This is a genomic window from Paraburkholderia tropica (genome assembly GCF_914484835.1).
Lineage (GTDB): Bacteria > Pseudomonadota > Gammaproteobacteria > Burkholderiales > Burkholderiaceae > Paraburkholderia > Paraburkholderia tropica_A.
Map to the genome: position 1 here is coordinate 75,423 of NZ_CAJZAR010000042.1, position 17,393 is coordinate 92,815.

Below are 17,393 nucleotides of genomic sequence, written 5' to 3' on the forward strand. Positions count from 1 at the left end.
GCTTGTTTTCGCGCGGCACACTGCGCCGCGCGAATCCCACCTTAGAAGCGGTGACGCAAACCGGCCGCCACCACCACCTGATTGCTGTTCGACGACGGCGTGAGCGTATAGACCGACGCGTCGAACGCCGCATTGCCGCGACCGCCGCTCACGCTCTGGAACACGCCTTCGAGATAGATATCGGTGCGCGGCGAGACAACCTCGTCGATCTGCGCCACGACCTGATTCCACTTCGGACGCGCCGAACGCGAACCCGCATCGAAACGCGCCTGCGTGTACGTATACGCCGCCGAGAGGTAGAGCGAATGCGTGACCGCATAGCGGCCGTCGATCGAGAAGTTATCGAAAATCAGCGTATCGCCCTTGAGCGCCGTGGTCGAGCCGCCCTGCCACACGCCGGTGACGTTGTCGGTGGCCGAGTGCGTCCAGCTCGCGCCGACCGAGTGCGGGCCGAACGCGTAGCGCGCGCCCAGCGCCCAGATCAGCTGGTCGCCGCCTGTGATCGTCGCCGAACCGTCGGTGCTGCTGACCGCGCCGTCGGCGTTCGCCACGTTGCCGTCGCGATTGATCTTGAGGAACGCCGCGCCCGCCTTGAACGGCCCGTTCGCATACGAGAGACCCGCGCTGTACGCCGCGTTGTTGCCGAAGCTGCCCGCCGTGTTCGAGAAGCCGTACATCGCGCCCGCCGTGAAGCCGCGATACGTTTCGCTCGTATAACGCACGGCGTTATTGATGCGGATGTTCTGGATCGAGTCGTCGTTGTCGTACGGGTGCATCGCGAGATTGCCGCCCCAGCCCGAGCCCGCTGCGCCCAGCGGCGTCACGAAGGTCAGGATGAAGTCGTACTGGCGGCCCATCGTGAACGTGCCGTAACCGTTGGCGCGCAAGCCCACATAGGACTGGCGGCCGAACAGCTTGCCGCCGTTGCTGGTCTTGCCGTTGACCGACGAGAAGCCGCCTTCCAGCATAAAGATCGCCGACATGCCGCCGCCGAGATCCTCCGCGCCGCGCAGGCCCCAGCGCGACGCGCTGAGATTGCCGCTGTTCATCTGCACGCCGCCGCTGCCCGGCGAATTCGCGCCATTGGTGCGCTGATTGCTTACGTAGGATATCGAAGTATCCACGAGGCCATAGAGGGTGACACTGCTCTGCGCATGGGCCGCGCCCGCGCTGAGGCCGCCGAGACAGGCGATAAGGATTTTCTTGTTCATCGTTTGCTGGTCTGCTTGCGTTCGGACGCCACGCGAACCTGCCGCGCGGTCAACCGGGGAACTCGTTGTAGTTGGAGACGCACGAGCGCTCGTGCATCGGCGCCGATTGTCGACGCTCACGCGCCGCGAATTAATAGGGCCATCGCGAAAGCACCGTTCCACAAAATGTAAGGAATCGATGTTCACTGCACGCCGCAGAACACCCGCGCTTGATTTGGAAACGAACATTTCCTATACTCTGGCGCATGACTTCTCATCCGTCCTCCCGCGCCCAGGCCCGCAGCCCGGGGCGCCCGCGCGAATTCGACATGGACAGCGTCGTGGATGGCGCGGTGCGCGTGTTTCGCGAACGCGGCTACCACGCGACCTCGGTCGGCGATCTGAGCGACGCCACCGGCCTGACCGCGGGCAGCCTGTATAAAGCGTTCGGCGACAAGCGCGGCGTGTTCCTCGCGGCCTTCGAGCGCTACGTGCAAACGCGCAACGCCGATCTGCGACAGCAGATGGATCGGCAATCAAACGGATACGAAAAGATCCGCACCGTGCTGCACTTTTACGCCGAGTCCTCGCATGGCCTCGAAGGACGGCGCGGCTGCCTCGTCATTTCCAGCGCGACGGCGCTCGCCACGCTCGACGAGGAGATGGCCGCACAGGTCGAATCGACTATCCGCCAGACCGAAGCGCTCCTGCGGCGGCTCTTGCAGCAAGGTCAGGAAGACGGCTCGATCAGCCGCGATCTGCACGCAGCGGCGATGGCGCGCACGCTGCTCGCGCTCTTGCAGGGCTTCCGTCTGCTAGGGAAATCGGGGCGCTCGGCGCACGACATGCATTCGGCTGCGGACGAAGCGCTGCGTCTGTTGAACTGAACTCACCTGAACGGGCCTGGGAAAACCGGGCCCAAAAATTTTTTCGCCAATTAGGAAACGATTATTTCCAATATTGACGATGCGAAGCATCGCCCTTCACTTCACCGCAGCAAAAGGAATCACAACATCATGAATTCGCCTTCGCCCGCCAGCGCGCCGCGCATCGTCGATCACGGCCCCGCCTCACTGCCGGACACCATGCTCGCCGGATTCGAGCATCGCTACGCCACCGTCGACGGCATTCGTCTGCATTACGTCACCGGCGGCAAGGCCGATGGCGAAACGCTCGTCCTGCTCGCCGGATTCCCAGAAAGCTGGTACGCGTGGCGCAAGATCATGCCGATCCTCGGCGAGCGCTATCGCATCATCGCGCCGGATCTGCCGGGTCAGGGCGACTCCGATCGTCCGCTCGACGGCTACGACACGCAGTCGCTCGCCACGGTGCTGCATGCGTTGCTCGGCCAGCTCGGCGCATCGCGCTATTACCTCGCGGCGCACGATGTGGGTGCGTGGGTCGCGTATCCGTATGCCGCGCTGTTCGGCAACGAAGTGAAGCGGCTCGCCTTGCTCGACGCGGGCATTCCCGGCATTACGCTGCCCGATGCGTTGCCCGTCGCCTCCGATCGCGCGTGGCGCACCTGGCATTTCGCCTTTCACGCCGTTGCGGATTTGCCTGAAGTGCTCATCACCGGCAAGGAGCGCGCGTATCTCGACTGGTTTTTGCGCCGCAAGACCGCGAATCCACTGACGTTCACCGACGCCGATCTCGACGAATACGAGCGCGTGTTCAGGAAGGATGGCGGCTTGCGCGCGGGGCTGGCCTACTATCGCGCCGCCGCCGAATCGGCGCGCCAGAACCGCGCGTTGAGCGCGCAGGGCAAGCTCGCGATGCCCGTGCTCGCGCTCAGCGCCGATCACGGTTCGATCGCCGATATGGCTGCGCCGCTGCGTCCGTATGCGGAGTCCGTGGAAGGCGCGCTGATCGCGCATTGCGGCCACTTTCTGCCCGAGGAACAGCCCGCGGCAGTCGCGGCGGAATTCGCGCGCTTCTTCGTTTGATGCCGCGATCAGCGCGCAGCGCGTGGCGGGTGTTGGCCCGTCACGCCGGAAAGATCCCCGCCACCGAGCCGTCGAACGTGCCGAATACCTGCATCGGTGCGCCGTAGCAGCGTTCGAGCAGATCGGTGCGCATCACGTCGCGCGGCGGCCCGTCGGCGATGGCGCGTCCATCGGCGATCAGCACGAGGCGATCGGCGTGACGCGCCGCGAGATTGCAGTCGTGCGCGATAGCGAGCGCGCCGATATTCCACTCGCGCGTGAGCCGCCGCGCCGTCGCGAACAGACGATGCTGCTGCACGAGATCGAGCGCGGCGGTCGGTTCGTCCATCAGCAGATAACGCGGCGGCATCCAGTGGCTGTCGAGTGTCCACAACTGCGCGAGCGCACGCGCGAATTGCACGCGCGCGTACTCGCCGCCCGAAAGCGTCGTGACGAGGCGCTGCGCGAGCGGCGCGACGCCCGCGAGCGCGAGCATGTCGTAAGCCAGCACCTCGGGCGAGTACGGCAGCGCGGGGCCGTCGAGATGCGGATAACGGCCGAGCTGCACCACGTCGCTGACCGGCACGGGATACGTATTCGGCACGCTCTGCGCGAGCACCGCGCGCAGTTGTGCGAGACGGCGCGGCCCGATGCGGCGCACGTCCTCGCCATTGAGCGTGAGCGTCGCGCGGCTGTGCGCGTCGGGAAAGCCATGCAGCGTGAAATCGCCCGCGAGCGCCTTGAGCAGCGTGCTCTTGCCGACGCCGTTCTGACCGAGCACCACCACGAACTCGCCCGGCGCGACCGTCAGCGAAAAGTCGTCGAACAGGGGCTTGCCGCCATTGCTGCCCTTGCCGCGATAGCCGATATGCAGGTTCTGAATCGAAAGCATCGCGTCCCTCACGCGCCGAACTGACGGCGGCTGCGCACGATCAGCAGAATGAAGAACGGTGCGCCGAGCAAGGCCGTCAACACGCCGAGCGGAATTTCCGCGGGGGCGACCAGCGTGCGCGCCGCGAGATCGGCGGCCACGGTCAGCAGCGCGCCGAGCAGCATCGAGCCCGGCAGCACCACGCGCTGATCGGGTCCGCACGCGAGGCGGATGCAATGCGGCGCAACGAGACCGATAAAACCGATCTGCCCCGTCGTCGAGACGAGCGCGCCGACCGCGAGCGCGCTCGCGAGCAGCACGACGTGCTTCACGCGGCGCACGGGCACGCCGAGATAATGCGCCTCCAGTTCGCCGAGCTGCATCGCGTTGAGCGCGCGCGTCTGCGCAGCGATCATCGCCACGCCCGCGAGCACGAATGGCGCAATGGTCGCGAGCGTCGACCACTTCGCATCGGCGAGACTGCCGAGACTCCAGAAGGTCAGCGAACGCAGTTGCGCGTCGGTGGCGAGATAGGACAGCATGCCGATCACCGCGCCCGCCAGCGCGTTGGCCGCGACGCCCGCAAGCAGCAGGATCGGCAGCACGATGCGTCCGTTCGACGAAGCGAGCCGATACACCGCGAGCGTCACGACGAGCGCACCCGCGAACGCGGCGCACGCGGTGAGACGATCGGCGCCGAACAGCGCGGCGACGGCGGGCGGCAGCGCGAGATGTGCCGCGAGATGCGGCATCAGCACCGCGCCGAACACGATCAGCAGCGAAGCGCCGAGCGCCGCGCCGCTCGACACGCCGATCAGGCCCGGATCGGCGAGCGGGTTGCGCAACAGCGCCTGCAACGCGCTGCCCGCCGCGCCGAAACCCGCGCCGACGATCAGCGCGAGCACGACGCGCGGCAAGCGCAGTTCGAACAGCACGAGCGCGGCGCGGTCGGTCTGCGCGTTCGACGGCACGTCGGCGCTCACGAACGCGTGCCAGAGCGCTTGCGGCGCGATCGGATACGCGCCCATGCACACGCCGCCGAGCACGGCGAGCGCGAGCAGCGCCGCGAGCGCGCCCAGCACGTAGGGCGTGCGCGTGCGCGGAGCGGGCGCGGGAAGATGCGCGCCCGCAACGGGCGGCGCGACGCGGAGCGTCTGGAAGGTCTGCCTGGACATGGTGAATCGGGTGAATCGGTTCAATCAGTTCAATCGGGTCAATCGGATCAGTCGGGTGATTCAGGTGATGCGGTGTGTAACGCAATGCGCGATGACGATCACGCCTGCGCGAGGCTGCGGTTGAGCGCGTCGACGGCTTCGGGCAAACGCGGGCCGAATCCGAGCAGGAACAGCGCGTCGAGCGCGACCACGCGCGTCGCGCGTCCGGCCGGCGTGAGCGCGAAACCCGCGGAATCGAGCAACTGGCGCTTGCTGCCGGCGGCCTTCACGGCGTCGTCGGTGGTCAACACGATGTCGGGCTGCGCGGCGACGAGCGCTTCGGGCGTCAGCGCGCGATAGCCGGAAAAGCCCTGCATCGCGTTGCGCGCGCCCGCGTAGGCGAGCATCGCGTCGGCGGCCGTGTGCTGGCCCGCGACCATCGGCTGGTTACCCGTGGGGCTCAGCAGGAACAGCACGCGCGGCGGCGTTTTTGCGTCGCGCTGCGCGGCGGCCTGAGCGGATTCGATCCGCGCCGTGGTCGCCGTCCATGCGCGGTCGAAGCGCGCGAGCAAGGTCTGCCCCGCGTTCTCCGCGTCGAGCGCGCGCGCCACGCCGAGAATCTTCTCGCGCACCGAGGCGACGTCGTGGCCTTCGTCGAAGCTCACGAGCTTGACGCCCGCGCCCGCCACGCGTTGCAGCACGGAAGGCGGCCCTGCTTCCGCCGATGCGAGGATCAGCGTGGGTTCGAGCGAGAGCAAGCCTTCGGCGGACAGCGCACGCTGATAGCCCACCTTCGGCAGCGACAGCGCCTCGCGCGGATAGGTGCAGGTCGTGTCGCTACCCACTAACGCATCGGCGCGGCCGAGCGCGTAGACGATCTCCGCGAGCGCGCCGCCGATCACGACGACGCGCTGCTTCGCGGGCGCGGCGGCCTTCGCCAGCGTGACGCCCTGCGTCGCGCCCGCCGCCGCGAGCAGCAGGCCGCCGGTGCCGATCAGCAGACGCCGGCGTTGCAAATCGAAGCGATCGTTGCTCATGCTGCACCGCCTTGCGCATCGGCATCATGGCGTTCAACGCGCGCGAGCGCAGCCACCGCATCGCGCCAGCCCGCGAGTTCCGGCTTGCCGGGCTTGCGCGCGCCGAACAGCATCGCGACGTTCTCGCCATCCGCGTCGAACAGTTCGACCGACGTCACGACACCGTCGCTCGTCGGCTTGCGCACAATCCACGCATGCTCGACAAGATTCGTGCGCAGATGCAGGCTGAAATCGGGATCGAGCACGTTGAGCCACGGTCCCATCTTGCGGATCGTGTGCACGGCTCCGGTGTGAATCTGGATCATGCCGGGATTGCCGACGAACACCATGATCGGCAATTGCGTGCGCGAAGCGCTTTCGAGCAGCGCTTCGAGTGCGTCGGGCGCGATGGGCTCGGCGTATTGCGGATCGGCGAGACGCATGGCCTGCAATCTCGCCACCCCGAATTTCTTCAGGATGTCGAAGAATTCGTGCGTGTCCTGCATCGCGGCCCACGCCGCGCGAAAACCCGCCACGTCGATTTGTGCATCGGCGCGCGGCGGCACGCGCGCGGGCGTGGCCTCGATGCTCAGTCCCGCCGTTTGCGGTTGAGCCGCGTGCCGCTCGATCAGCGCGTCGAAGGCGGCGTGATCGCTCGCGTCGCGCAGATAGACCTTGGTGATCGCCACGCCATGTGCGTCGAAAAATTGCAGGCTCTTGCGCACGCCGTCGTCGTAAGTCTCGCGCACCGCAAACGCCGACGCCCACTTCGCATAGAAGATTCGCAGATCGATCGCGCGGCCCACGGTGAGCCCGACCGCGCCGCTGTGCGTCATCTTCTCGAATGTGCCGGTTTTCTCGTGCACGGCCGCTTCGTTACGCGTGAGCACCATCACTTCGCCGAGCAGGGGCATCGCCTCGAACAGTTCGATGAAGCGGTCGTCGAGACGCACGACGTGTTCGCCGACGAAAGCGGCGAGCGCTTCGGCCTCGCTCACGCCGAGTTCCGCCGCCGCTTCGCGGTGACGCAGCTTGCGCGTCGTGCGCAGTTCGGTGAAGGCGTCGCGCAGCAGCGCGAGCGACGCGGGATGCGGCACGCTCTGTGGAGTCGCTTGGGTCATGTTATCGGTTGCCTTGTGCGGTTATCAGAAGTCGATCTTCATCGCCACGTTGAAATTGCGGCCCGGCGCGGTGTACGCATCGATCTTGGCGGCGCCGTCGCTGTCGGCCAGACCGCGCACGTCGTTCCAGATCCAGTATTTGCGGTCGAACACGTTGTCGATGCCCGCCGTCACGCTCACATGACGCGTGATGTTGACGCCCGCGTGCAGGTCGAGAATCGTGTACGACGGCGTCGAGAAATACGACGACGAGGACATCTGCGACTTGTTCTTGCGCGAGTTATAGGTAAGGTCCGCGCTCGCGAACCAGCGCTCGGTGGGCGCGTACTTCACGCCGAGCACGACCGCCAGCGGCGGCACGGTGTCGAGGCCGCTCGTCACGCCGTCCTTGGTCTCCGTGCCGTGAATCCACGCGAAGCCGCCCTTCACTTCGAGCGCATCGTTCACGTACCAGTCGGCCTTGCCTTCGAGGCCCTGGATCGACGCCTTCGAGTAGTTCACGTACTGCACGGTGTACGGATTGGTCGCCGAAGTCAGGCTGCCGCCCACCACCTTGCTGTCGATGAAGTTGCTGTAGCGGCCCGCGAACGCGGCGGCGCTGTAGTTCACCTGACCGTGACCCACACCGAGCTTGCCGCGCAGGCCCACTTCGACCGAGTTGCTCGTTTCCGGCTTCAGGTTCGGATTGCCGACCTGCTGGTAATAGAGACCGTAGGAACCCGCCGGGTTATAGAAGCTGTTGACCTGATACGCGGACGGCGCGCGGAATCCATGCGCGTACTGCACGTAGGGCACGAACGCGGGCGAGACTTCATAAAGGATCGCAAGACGCGGCGACACGGCGTTGCCGGTCGAAGTCGAAGTCGGCTTCGTCGAGCTTGCGGACATCGCCTCGTAGGTCGCATCGGGATGCGGCGTCATCTCGTAATAGTCGAAGCGCACGCCCGGCACCACGCTCAGCTTGTTCCAGCGGATCTCGTCCTGAATGAACGCGCCCAGCGCCGTTTGCGTGGTCTTCGGGAACGCCTCGGGATAGCCGTCCGCACTGCTGGTCCACTCGCCGCCCGCCGAACTGGCGGTGCTGTAGTGCGAGACGCTCGCGTCGAAACCGTAGGTCAGCTTGTGTTGCAGCACGCCGGTGCTGAACGCGCTGTCGGCCACGACGCTGCCGCCGAGAATGTTGTCGCCGTAGTCGTTGATACGCGAGCGCGCGGACGTCGCGCCGCTCGCATTCGCGCCGGAAATATCGAGCGTCTGTCGCGTGGACGCGTTGCGGTAATAGAGCGACGCGTGCAGTTGCTGGAAGTACGGATTGGTCGCGTCGCGATGGTCGTAATCGAGCTGCACGCGATTGCTGTTCACCTCGTTGCCGGTGACGTAACCATTGGCCGTGTAGCCGCTCCACGTATACGCGCCGCCCAGTTGCGAGAGGCCATCGCTAGAGTTCGCATTACTAAGCGTCTCGGCAGTCAGTTTGAGCGTGTCGCGCGGCGTCAGTTTAAAAACGAGCTTGCCGAGCGCGCTGCGGTTGTTGTACGTGAGCGGGTCCGGCGTGGAGCGCGACGCGCCCAGCGTGTTGCTCTCGCCCTTGTTGTCGGTCTCGTGGCCGTGACGGCCCGAGAGCGCGATCATGCCCTGCACCACGTCGCCGCCGAACGCAGCCGTCGCCGTCGAGCCCCAGCTGCGGTCGGTCGAATCGTAGCCGGCCTTCAGCGAGAAATAGGTCGGCTTGTTATAGATCGCGAGCAGATCGCTCGGGTCCTTGGTCACGAAGTTGACCGCGCCCGTGAGACCGTCGCTGCCGTACAGCGCCGAGGTCGGACCGCGCAGCACTTCGATGCGCTGATAGAGATCGGTATTCAGATAATCGCCGCGGCCCGCCGAACCCGAACCGAACGCATACGACTGCGGCAGCGGCACGCCGTCTTCGAGCAGCAGCACCTGATTGCCTTCGAGGCCGCGAATGTTGATGCCTTCATTGCCCGCGCGTCCCGACGAACCCGTGATGCCCGAAGGACGATAGGCCGCGCGGCGCACTTCCACGCCCGGCTCGTACTTGAGCGCGTCCTTGACGTCCTTCGCGTTGTTCTCGTCGATATCGTCGCTCGTGATCACCGAAACGGTGGCCGCCGTGCGGTTCGGGTCGGCCGTGCCGCCGCGCGTGGCGGTCACGGAAACGGCCTTGAGCGCCTCTTCGCGGCGCGCGCGCTGCGGGTTCACGCTCTCGGCGGCGGTGCTGGACTGCGTATCTGCGGACTGCTGCTGAACCGACTCGGCGGCGAGCGCGTGGCCGGCGTGCATGGCACAGATCTCGGCGATGAGTGCCGGCAGCAGGCGCCGCGCCAGGCGTTGCTTGAAATGCATCGTTCTTCCCCGTGGTCAAAATCGAGGCTTTCGTTGTTCTTTACGGCTCGAAAGCGGGCTCAATCGTAACCTGGATGCGAATACTTCTCATTTACTTTTTAAGACTTTCGATACCGTAATGGGGCAAAACGCATGACGGCGCAGGCCTTGGCGGGCCGGATTCCGGCGTCGATATCGTCGAAAGATCAAGGATTTAGCTTGCGATACGCGCTCATCAACGAGCGCGATTAAAGCGATTCGAATGGCAGTCGAAAGCTCGCCGAAATGACCTTGTATGCGTTGTGGGTATGTCCGGTACCCATTCCCACCGCTTCTTGCGAGTTCTTTCTTTTTCTATCCGCTTTTCTTATCGTGCCGCGCGCGCGTCCCGGCATCGCGCGCGTCTTCGCACCGCTGCACGACCCGCGCCGCGCATCGACCGCACGCGTGTTTTTTGCGTCGGCGACGCGCCGCGCATCGTCGCGGCCTGCGCGACCGCGTCGATCGAGGGTCGGGCTCTATGGTTTACCCACCCTTTTTGGCGAGCCGCGCTTCTCGATATCGTTCGGCCCACAGCGCAGGCTCACGCGCCGTCTTTATCCACGAAGAAGCGATGCATCGCGCAACAACCGGCAACAACAACCGGCAACATCCCGTCCGTCCCTTCAGACGATTTAAACAGGATGACTAACGAATAGAACGCGCCTCCAGCCCGATCAACCGAACACGGCTATCCAACGACGACAACACCAGGAGACGAAACATGAGAGCACTACACCGGGAGCGTCCGCTCCACGACCTTCACCCCACACGCACACGCGTCACGTCATGGCTCGCGTTAGTCGCGGTCGGCCTCGCCACGGCCGTGCTCGCCGCCTGCGGTAGCGGCGGCAATGTCGACAGCGGCGCGAGCGCCACGGCCAACGCGCCGCTCGCGGTCGTCGCACCGGTCACGGATTGCTCGAAACTCGCGGCGGTCGATATCACCGATATCGGCGGCGCGGGCAGCACGATTACGTCCGCGACCGTGACCACCGCCACCGTCAACGGCGCGCAGGTCAACTTTTGCACCGTGAAGGGCACGCTCGCGCCTTCGAACACCTTCGAAGTCGCGCTGCCGGTCAGCAGCTGGACGCAGCGCTTCGCGCAACTCGGTTGCGGCGGCCTCTGCGGCACGCTCAGCGATCCCACGCAGCAAAGCTCGTTCAGCTTCAGCTACACCTGCCCGCTCGTGCAGGAAGCCGGCTTCGTGACGGCGGCCACCGACATGGGCCATTCGGGCAACAGCACGGCGTGGACGCAGAACGCGCAGCAACGCGCCGACTTCGCCTATCGCGGCCAGCACATCACCACGCTCACCGCCGAAAAGCTGATCAAGGCCTACTACGGTCAGGCGCAGAAGTACGCCTATTTCATCGGCTGCTCGGACGGCGGACGCGAAGCGCTGATGGCCGCGCAACGTTATCCGACCGACTACAACGGCATCGTCGCGGGCGCACCGGCGGCGCACTTCCAGATCCAGAATTCGCTGTATCACGGCTGGAGCGTGGAGTCGCAAAGCACGACCGGCGACAGCACCGGCAACGCCACGCTCTACGCCGACAAGGCGCTCGTGCTGCACAAGGCCGTCGTGGCCGCGTGCGGCGGACAAGCGGGCGTGCCCGACGGCCTGATCGCCGATCCGCGCACCTGCAACTTCGACCCCGCCTCGATTCAATGCGCGAACGGCGCGACCAACACCAGCAACTGCCTGACCGCAGCCGAAGTGAGCACCGCGAGCAAGATTTACGGCGGCCCGGTGGACGCCACGACGGGACTGCGGATGCTGGCCGGTTCGCCACAATTCGGCTCGGAGGAGAACTGGGTGGGCGTCGAAGTGCCGACCACGAATTCGACGGATGCGCCCGTTCCCGTGACGAGCCTCTTCAGCTACATGATCGTTTCGGGTGCGTATAACCTGATCTTCACTGGCTCGCCGACGATGCCGACCGTCGATACCTTCGGTTATAAGGACGCGAGTTTCTACACGAACTATCTGCAGGCGAATCACCCGCTGAACGACGCGACGAATCCCGATCTTTCGGCCTTCAACAAGGCGGGCGGCAAGCTGATTCTGTGGCACGGCTGGGCCGATCAACATATCTCGCCGCTGTTCACGATCCAGTATTACGAGGCGATGCAGAACACCATGGGCGCGACGACGGTGAACGATTTCGCGCGTCTCTATCTGGTGCCGGGCGTGGGTCATTGCGGCGGCGGCGAAGGCTTCCCGAACATCGACCTCGTTTCGCAGATCACGGCCTGGGCCGAGCACGGCACGGCGCCGAACGCAGTGATGACGTATCAGACCGATTCGTCGGATGCGGTGACGGCGAGCCGTCCGGTCTATCCGTATCCGGCCGTCGCGCAGTATGCGGGCAGCGGCGACTGGCATAACGGCGCGAACTGGACGCAAGGCGCCGCGCTCTATAACCAGCCGACGCATAGCTGGGCAGGTTCGAGCTTCTATGCTTCGTACACGCCGACGATGTTGGGGGTTGCGGCGCCGTAAATCTGCCGCGATGCTGGTGTGAGTCGAATCGCCGGATCGGTGTTGGTGCGCTGGTCCGGCGATTGGGCGTTTGCGTCTTCTTCTGCCTCCATGATGGCCGTCGCGATACTCACTGGCGGCCGGTGGGTAAAGCTGTCGATCAGAATTGCAACGTCGCCTGCAAGCCGGTCGTGAATCGCGCCGTCGGGAATCCGGCGGGTTTATAGATCGGCGTGCCGACAAACACGTCGTACGAGAAGCCGACGTACTTAGCCGGGACGCCACCGCGCAGGCCGATCACCGCGCCCGCGAGCTGCGTGCCGGGCAGGACTCTCGTTCCCGGCCCGTAGACGTGGCCGTAGTCGATACCCGCATAGAGCGTCTGCCCGGTCTGGAGAACCGGCCATTGCAATTCGTTGCGCCAGTAAAAGCCACGCTCAGCGGCGAGCATCGTCTCGCCGTCGAAGCCGCGCACGGTATAGCGGCTGCCGATGGTCAGATCGTCGATATAGAAAAGCGTGTCGTTCGTGAACTGCCCGTGAATCGTCCCGACGTACGCGAATCGCTGCCCCGCGATGGCGAACGGGACCGAGAGGTTCGCGTCGAGCGTTGCCATGTGAAAGCGGTACGTCGCGTCGAGTTTCGTTCCGTCGTCGGCGACCGGATCGGGCGTCGCGCCGAGACCGCCGATCCCCTGGCGGTAAGCGAGCGTGCCGTCGAACTGCGCCGCGCCGAAGTAATGGCGGTTCGTGACGCCGAGTTCGAGGAACGTGTTGTTGCGCGCCTGGTTCGGGATGCTCGTATCCTCGATAAAACTCTCGCCAAAGCGTTTTGCGAGCTGCGCGTAGGCTCCGGTAACGTCCGCCTGCCCGCGCAGGAGTACGCGGGCGATACGCAGCGCGACGCTCTGCGAATTGCCGCTCGATACAAACGTTTGCCCGCCCGTCCCCGCAATCTGCTGGTAGTAGGTGTTCGTGTTGCCCGAGAGCGTCCCGGTCCAGTAGCCCCAGGGAATCGAATACGAGCCGTTAAAGCCGTGCGAGCCGAGGCTCTTGTTGCCGAACGATAGATCCTGATTCGCGCCGAGCGCGAGCACGTCGTTCAGGCCAAGCGGGTTGTTCAGGCCGAGGCTGACGTTGCCCTGCCATTTGCCGGTGGCGTCGGTGCCCGAGTTATCGACCGAGGCGACGAAGGTCCAGGGCTTCGAGCGCTTGACCGTGACGACGACGTCGCTCTCGCCGGGCGTCTCTGTCGGTTCGATCTCCATGGCGGCGTCCTGGTTCGAGACGCGCTTCATCTGCTCAAGGCCCTGCTCAAGATCGCGCAGGTTGAGGACGTCGCCGTTACTCACGGGAAAGGCCGTTTTCCACGTTCCCCACATCGCAAGATCGGCGAGCCGGACCTGACGCACGACGCCGGGGACGAGCGAGAGTTTGAGCGTCCCGCCCGAGAGATCCTGCGGCGGGACGAGCACGCGCGTCGTCACGTAACCCCGCCCGAGAATCGCCTGCTGCAGCCCTTTGGTGAGGACGTCGATGCCCGCCTTGCCGACGCATTGCCCCTTGTAGTGGTCGAGCCAATCGCGCGCGAACGCGAAACGATCGAGGGGCAGCGCTGACGCGCCCGCCGTGCGTGCCGCATCGGGCAACGTGGCCGGGACGTCGAGCGAGAACGTCGCAATCGGGAAACACGGCGTTTCTTTCGGGAGCGCCGGATAGATTGCTTTCTTCGGCACCTCGGAGCGCACGGTCGGCGCTTCGACGACGGCCTGACGTTGTTGTGCCTCGCGCTGCCGTTCGAGCTGCTGTTGCTGCTCGGCGTTCGCACGCGCGGCGGCTGCGGCGTCGGCAGGCGTCGGGGTTTGTTGCGCGTTCGACGCGAGCGTCACCAGGGCCGTAAGCGGCAGCGCCGCCAGCCTTTTTCTGATCTTCATTGCGTGGTCGTGGTTATTGCTGTTAGGGCGCACTGATGCCGCCCGGTGGGTCACAACTCGAAGTTCTGACCGTTCTCGTCGATAAGGACGGGCATCTCGAACAGGGGATTCACGACGAAGTTGACGCCGTCGAGCATGGCGGGTTTGTCCCACTGTTCGTCGGCGAGACCTTTCGCATGGACCGGATGGAGAATTCGCACAAAGGGTTTGCACTTGCGCTGCCTCACGTACTCCCTGACACCGTGTTCGACAAGTTTCGATATTCCGCACGCCATTTGTATTCGATCCATACTTCGTTCCCCGTGATTTATGGTGTCCTTATCTTTAAATGCCCGCCCGGTCATAGCCGGGTCGTTCTCCTCGTTATTGCATCGCTCTTACATTCGCCAGAACTGGCGGAGCGTGAGACTGCCAAAGTACCATCCGACGCGTAGCCGCGAGGGTGGCACTTCGCGCACTACGGGTCGTCGTTGTCGTTAATCAAACCGGCTGAAATTGAGAAACAGACTATTGCGTCTTGTCATCGCCTTGAGGATCACGCCCCTGCTCGTCATCCTGACTTCGTCCAATGCGATAAACCAGGTCAAACCCCGCCGACTGGACTATTTCCCGCGCTCTTTCGACGAAATGCAGTGCCTCCGCAGAGGGCTCGTATTTCATCGAGATTTCAATCTCGACCTTGCATCCCTTCGCGTTTGGGTTGTTCTCTTCCAGTTCACCACCTTCCAGAAACCGGAGATAGGAATTGATCTTTTCCTGTAGCAGATACAAATGCTCACCTACGGGGGGACTCCATTCGAGATGGTCGGTAATGATCAAGCGTGCGATTTTTTTGCCCGGATCAACACCGATAATGTCAACAACGTTCGCGTCGAGAATAGACATCGCTCATTTGGCGGGATGCGTTACTACACAATGCCAAGGTTAGCGGGCAAATCTGCAACAAAATCGCCACGCTCTCCATCGCTGCTGGCGAGGTTACTCATACAGGCAACGACCGAGGCTTTCTCTGCATCGGGCATTGCGCGTAGCACGTCAGCGATCTGCTCCATTGCCTCAACTGCTGCGTCTGGGTTCATAACATCCTCGCCCGAAAATTCGAGAAATATCGCATATCAACGACGATTCTTACGAGATGCTCATTTACCACATTTCTAAATGTCACTGAAAAGCATCTAGCAGGTTATCGAGTTCAGTGTAAATACTAGATGCGATGGCATCGAATTCACCAGTCGCTAACTCGACAATCTTGACGTTGTTTCCGCTGTCGGGCGAATAGACAAGCTTCGATAGATCTTGGGAATCCACCAAATAGACCTGCCACGCGCCGAAAATATCGACGTGGGGGCAAACGTCAAAGCATGCCGGCATGAAGTCCGTAGGAGTCAGCTTTGCTAGATCGTTGCCGCTTTCGCTCAGTGATTCTTGAATAACGCGGAAAATCTCATTTTTATCGCAATGCGCCAAAAGCGGGGCGGTACGCTTCCCTGAGTCGCCAATGATGTATTGCATCGAAAACAGGACATCGCGCAAGGAGACTCCTTCGTCAAAGGCCCCAACTTGTTCGCTCCCGATCCAATAACAAAATCTACCAAACATCCAGCTTCCGCCAGAATGTTCGTTTAACTCAAACTCAATCGCAAACCTTTCCTTGTCGCCGTAAAGCACTTTCATTTCCCCAGTATTTTCATGGCACTAGGAGGAACCTTCGAGGACGGGATCGTGCCGCTGAAATGGACGGTTCCAGCATTGTCCGAGAAATATTGATAGTAGCGCGTGAAGTTCAGCGTATCCCCCGGGGCCCTGTTGCGCGACCTTTCCCACCTGTACGTAATTCCCGAATGAATCTGTTAGTGACGCGTACGACGAAGGCCCGTAGCTTCGCAACGAAGCAATAGCCTTCCTTACCTTAGGCTCGGTAGGATCGAGAGTCTCTGGTTTTCCTTCGACTTTAAGTCTCATCGCTACACTCGCAGCAGCCATTCCGATCAATTCATTCACTCGCCGAAAATGCTCCTACTGTGACAAATACCTCACCGAGATCCACATCCGAAATAACACTGGCCTCAGTCGAACTATCAGGAAAATCTCTCTTGATTATCAGACTCCACAGACCCGCGATAAGCTCCGCAACAACTTTGGCCTTGTCAAATGAGATCTCTTGGAAAATATCCGTAATTTCGATCATGTTTACCCACGCTTGGGCCTGCCCCGAACTCATCCCCTGGCTTCTATATTCGCGATATCTCGATTCGTCAAACCATTCATCTACAACGATGACGTTATCGAACATATTTAGCCGAGGGGAAAACAAACGGGCCATACAAACTGAAAAATCCTGAGGCAGAATGCCTGTGGCTGAGACAGCGTGCATGAAATCCAAAACGGAGAATTTCCCGTTGTTTGCTCTGACAAAATCGTCATACTTCCAGTTCGCAATAGTCATTTCCCGTTATCCGTAGAAAATTCAAACGAGACTAAACGTGCAAAGCGAGCCACCACCGCGGAAGCCGATTCTTTTCATAGAGAAAAAATAGCATTCGAAGTTGTCGAGATGCCTGCATCCAAGAAATTTCGAAATATTTTCAATTCCTCTAGCACATCCTCGGTGTTTGCAGAGACTTTTAGGGGTGTCCAGTCGGCCGCCCAGCCACGCACAAATTCAAATTTAGGCTCGGTAGACATTCGCAAACCGCTCGCTTTTTTGTCGATTTCTTGTTGAATAACTAACACGATATCAGGCGAAGCCTCGTCCTCTTCGTACTGGTCGAACATGGTTCCACAAATTTCATTTACTTCAGACCAGAAGCCCGACGCAAATAGCCACTCAGACAGTACGCCTGATAGCCGAAGTGTTTGTGAAGTACCATCATCGACAATGACAGACACGGTAGATTCTTTCATTTTCAAAATCGACCTCATTTTTTAATCGAATCTGTATTCTTGAAATGAGTCAAGCCGTTCCTTACATCGCCTGAGACTCCCGTTTGAGTTGTCTTGCTCGGCTTTATTAATGGAACATTGTTTGGAATCACGTTTCCGCTCTTGTCGAGATAGCCGCCGTTCGCCGCTTCAACTCTGAAGTAATTCCCCGCGTTATCGTAGATGACAGAATCACCCGTCAGCTTGTTGGTGTACACAGTTTTTCCCGACTTCGTGTAATTAACTTGTGGATTAGCTCCCGCAATATCTTTGATCGCTTGATCCAACGAAGCTTCTGACCAATTCGAGCTATGTGTAGCCGCACGGCCTGCGCCCTTCGGATTATAGACAGGACTATCGACGGTTTCGTTGTTGAGGTGCGTGCAAA

Annotated in this window: 16 protein-coding genes; 3 read left to right on the forward strand and 13 right to left on the reverse strand. The window is 62.3% G+C overall.

Features of this window, described 5'->3' with window-relative positions:
• Positions 1–41: 41 nt before the first annotated feature.
• The gene (locus tag LDO54_RS12320) at positions 42–1,211 is read right to left on the reverse strand and encodes a porin (protein ID WP_224010621.1); all 1,170 of its coding nucleotides are present in this window, start codon (positions 1,209–1,211) and stop codon (positions 42–44) included.
• A 308-nt stretch (positions 1,212–1,519) separates the two neighbouring features.
• Here LDO54_RS12320 and LDO54_RS12325 point away from each other — a divergent pair, with 308 nt between their 5' ends.
• Together LDO54_RS12325 and LDO54_RS12330 are read left to right on the forward strand one after the other, a co-directional pair.
• Entirely contained in the window at positions 1,520–2,077 is a 558-nt protein-coding gene (locus LDO54_RS12325; protein ID WP_224010622.1) for a TetR/AcrR family transcriptional regulator, read from the forward strand.
• A 198-nt stretch (positions 2,078–2,275) separates the two neighbouring features.
• Positions 2,276–3,136 (forward strand): alpha/beta fold hydrolase, encoded by an 861-nt coding sequence (locus LDO54_RS12330; protein ID WP_224010653.1) that lies wholly within the window; start codon positions 2,276–2,278, stop codon positions 3,134–3,136.
• A gap of 40 nt (positions 3,137–3,176) precedes the next feature.
• On the opposite strand, the gene LDO54_RS12335 is transcribed toward LDO54_RS12330, so the two are convergent.
• From LDO54_RS12335 to LDO54_RS12355, 5 genes are all read right to left on the reverse strand, one after another.
• Positions 3,177–4,007 carry an ATP-binding cassette domain-containing protein gene (locus tag LDO54_RS12335; RefSeq protein ID WP_224010624.1) on the reverse strand — a complete coding sequence of 277 codons (831 nt, stop codon included), beginning with the start codon at positions 4,005–4,007 and terminating at the stop codon, positions 3,177–3,179.
• Between the two features lie 8 nt (positions 4,008–4,015).
• Positions 4,016–5,161 carry a FecCD family ABC transporter permease gene (locus LDO54_RS12340; protein WP_224010625.1) on the reverse strand — a complete coding sequence of 382 codons (1,146 nt, stop codon included), beginning with the start codon at positions 5,159–5,161 and terminating at the stop codon, positions 4,016–4,018.
• A gap of 98 nt (positions 5,162–5,259) precedes the next feature.
• On the reverse strand, positions 5,260–6,177 hold the full coding sequence (locus LDO54_RS12345; protein ID WP_224010627.1) for a heme/hemin ABC transporter substrate-binding protein: 918 nt from the start codon (positions 6,175–6,177) through the stop codon (positions 5,260–5,262).
• Positions 6,174–7,277 (reverse strand): hemin-degrading factor, encoded by a 1,104-nt coding sequence (locus LDO54_RS12350; RefSeq protein ID WP_224010629.1) that lies wholly within the window; start codon positions 7,275–7,277, stop codon positions 6,174–6,176. Before LDO54_RS12350 ends, LDO54_RS12345 begins: the two co-directional genes overlap by 4 nt.
• Positions 7,278–7,301: 24 nt before the next feature.
• On the reverse strand, positions 7,302–9,578 hold the full coding sequence (locus tag LDO54_RS12355) for a TonB-dependent hemoglobin/transferrin/lactoferrin family receptor (RefSeq protein WP_224010631.1): 2,277 nt from the start codon (positions 9,576–9,578) through the stop codon (positions 7,302–7,304).
• 805 nt (positions 9,579–10,383) lie between these two features.
• Here LDO54_RS12355 and LDO54_RS12360 point away from each other — a divergent pair.
• Entirely contained in the window at positions 10,384–12,171 is a 1,788-nt protein-coding gene (locus tag LDO54_RS12360) for a tannase/feruloyl esterase family alpha/beta hydrolase (protein WP_224010633.1), read from the forward strand.
• 139 nt (positions 12,172–12,310) lie between these two features.
• Here LDO54_RS12360 and LDO54_RS12365 read toward each other — a convergent pair whose 3' ends face one another.
• The 7 genes from LDO54_RS12365 to LDO54_RS12395 form a co-directional block, all read right to left on the reverse strand.
• Positions 12,311–14,083 carry a ShlB/FhaC/HecB family hemolysin secretion/activation protein gene (locus tag LDO54_RS12365; RefSeq protein WP_224010635.1) on the reverse strand — a complete coding sequence of 591 codons (1,773 nt, stop codon included), beginning with the start codon at positions 14,081–14,083 and terminating at the stop codon, positions 12,311–12,313.
• 50 nt (positions 14,084–14,133) lie between these two features.
• On the reverse strand, positions 14,134–14,283 hold the full coding sequence (locus LDO54_RS12370) for a hypothetical protein (RefSeq protein ID WP_224010637.1): 150 nt from the start codon (positions 14,281–14,283) through the stop codon (positions 14,134–14,136).
• 307 nt (positions 14,284–14,590) lie between these two features.
• On the reverse strand, positions 14,591–14,968 hold the full coding sequence (locus LDO54_RS12375; protein WP_224010640.1) for a DUF6572 domain-containing protein: 378 nt from the start codon (positions 14,966–14,968) through the stop codon (positions 14,591–14,593).
• A 276-nt stretch (positions 14,969–15,244) separates the two neighbouring features.
• Positions 15,245–15,757 carry an Imm42 family immunity protein gene (locus tag LDO54_RS12380; RefSeq protein WP_224010641.1) on the reverse strand — a complete coding sequence of 171 codons (513 nt, stop codon included), beginning with the start codon at positions 15,755–15,757 and terminating at the stop codon, positions 15,245–15,247.
• Between the two features lie 319 nt (positions 15,758–16,076).
• Positions 16,077–16,529, reverse strand: coding sequence for a hypothetical protein (locus LDO54_RS12385; RefSeq protein ID WP_224010643.1), 453 nt, complete (start codon positions 16,527–16,529; stop codon positions 16,077–16,079).
• A gap of 74 nt (positions 16,530–16,603) precedes the next feature.
• Positions 16,604–16,987 (reverse strand): hypothetical protein, encoded by a 384-nt coding sequence (locus tag LDO54_RS12390; protein ID WP_224010645.1) that lies wholly within the window; start codon positions 16,985–16,987, stop codon positions 16,604–16,606.
• Between the two features lie 14 nt (positions 16,988–17,001).
• Positions 17,002–17,393 (reverse strand): hypothetical protein (locus tag LDO54_RS12395; RefSeq protein WP_224010647.1); only part of this gene is annotated, 392 nt, incomplete at its 5' end.

Excerpts from the sequence above, each read along its gene's own strand:
- LDO54_RS12330 (WP_224010653.1), top strand. The coding sequence starts at position 2,276 with ATGCTCGCCGGATTCGAGCATCGCTACGCCACCGTCGACGGCATTCGT.
- LDO54_RS12340 (WP_224010625.1), bottom strand. The coding sequence starts at position 5,161 with ATGTCCAGGCAGACCTTCCAGACGCTCCGCGTCGCGCCGCCCGTTGCG.
- LDO54_RS12355 (WP_224010631.1), bottom strand. The coding sequence starts at position 9,578 with ATGCACGCCGGCCACGCGCTCGCCGCCGAGTCGGTTCAGCAGCAGTCC.
- LDO54_RS12325 (WP_224010622.1), top strand. The coding sequence starts at position 1,520 with ATGGACAGCGTCGTGGATGGCGCGGTGCGCGTGTTTCGCGAACGCGGC.
- LDO54_RS12385 (WP_224010643.1), bottom strand. The coding sequence starts at position 16,529 with ATGACTATTGCGAACTGGAAGTATGACGATTTTGTCAGAGCAAACAAC.
- LDO54_RS12345 (WP_224010627.1), bottom strand. The coding sequence starts at position 6,177 with ATGAGCAACGATCGCTTCGATTTGCAACGCCGGCGTCTGCTGATCGGC.
- LDO54_RS12335 (WP_224010624.1), bottom strand. The coding sequence starts at position 4,007 with ATGCTTTCGATTCAGAACCTGCATATCGGCTATCGCGGCAAGGGCAGC.
- LDO54_RS12365 (WP_224010635.1), bottom strand. The coding sequence starts at position 14,083 with ATGAAGATCAGAAAAAGGCTGGCGGCGCTGCCGCTTACGGCCCTGGTG.
- LDO54_RS12350 (WP_224010629.1), bottom strand. The coding sequence starts at position 7,277 with ATGACCCAAGCGACTCCACAGAGCGTGCCGCATCCCGCGTCGCTCGCG.
- LDO54_RS12390 (WP_224010645.1), bottom strand. The coding sequence starts at position 16,987 with ATGAAAGAATCTACCGTGTCTGTCATTGTCGATGATGGTACTTCACAA.
- LDO54_RS12320 (WP_224010621.1), bottom strand. The coding sequence starts at position 1,211 with ATGAACAAGAAAATCCTTATCGCCTGTCTCGGCGGCCTCAGCGCGGGC.
- LDO54_RS12360 (WP_224010633.1), top strand. The coding sequence starts at position 10,384 with ATGAGAGCACTACACCGGGAGCGTCCGCTCCACGACCTTCACCCCACA.
- LDO54_RS12375 (WP_224010640.1), bottom strand. The coding sequence starts at position 14,968 with ATGTCTATTCTCGACGCGAACGTTGTTGACATTATCGGTGTTGATCCG.
- LDO54_RS12380 (WP_224010641.1), bottom strand. The coding sequence starts at position 15,757 with ATGAAAGTGCTTTACGGCGACAAGGAAAGGTTTGCGATTGAGTTTGAG.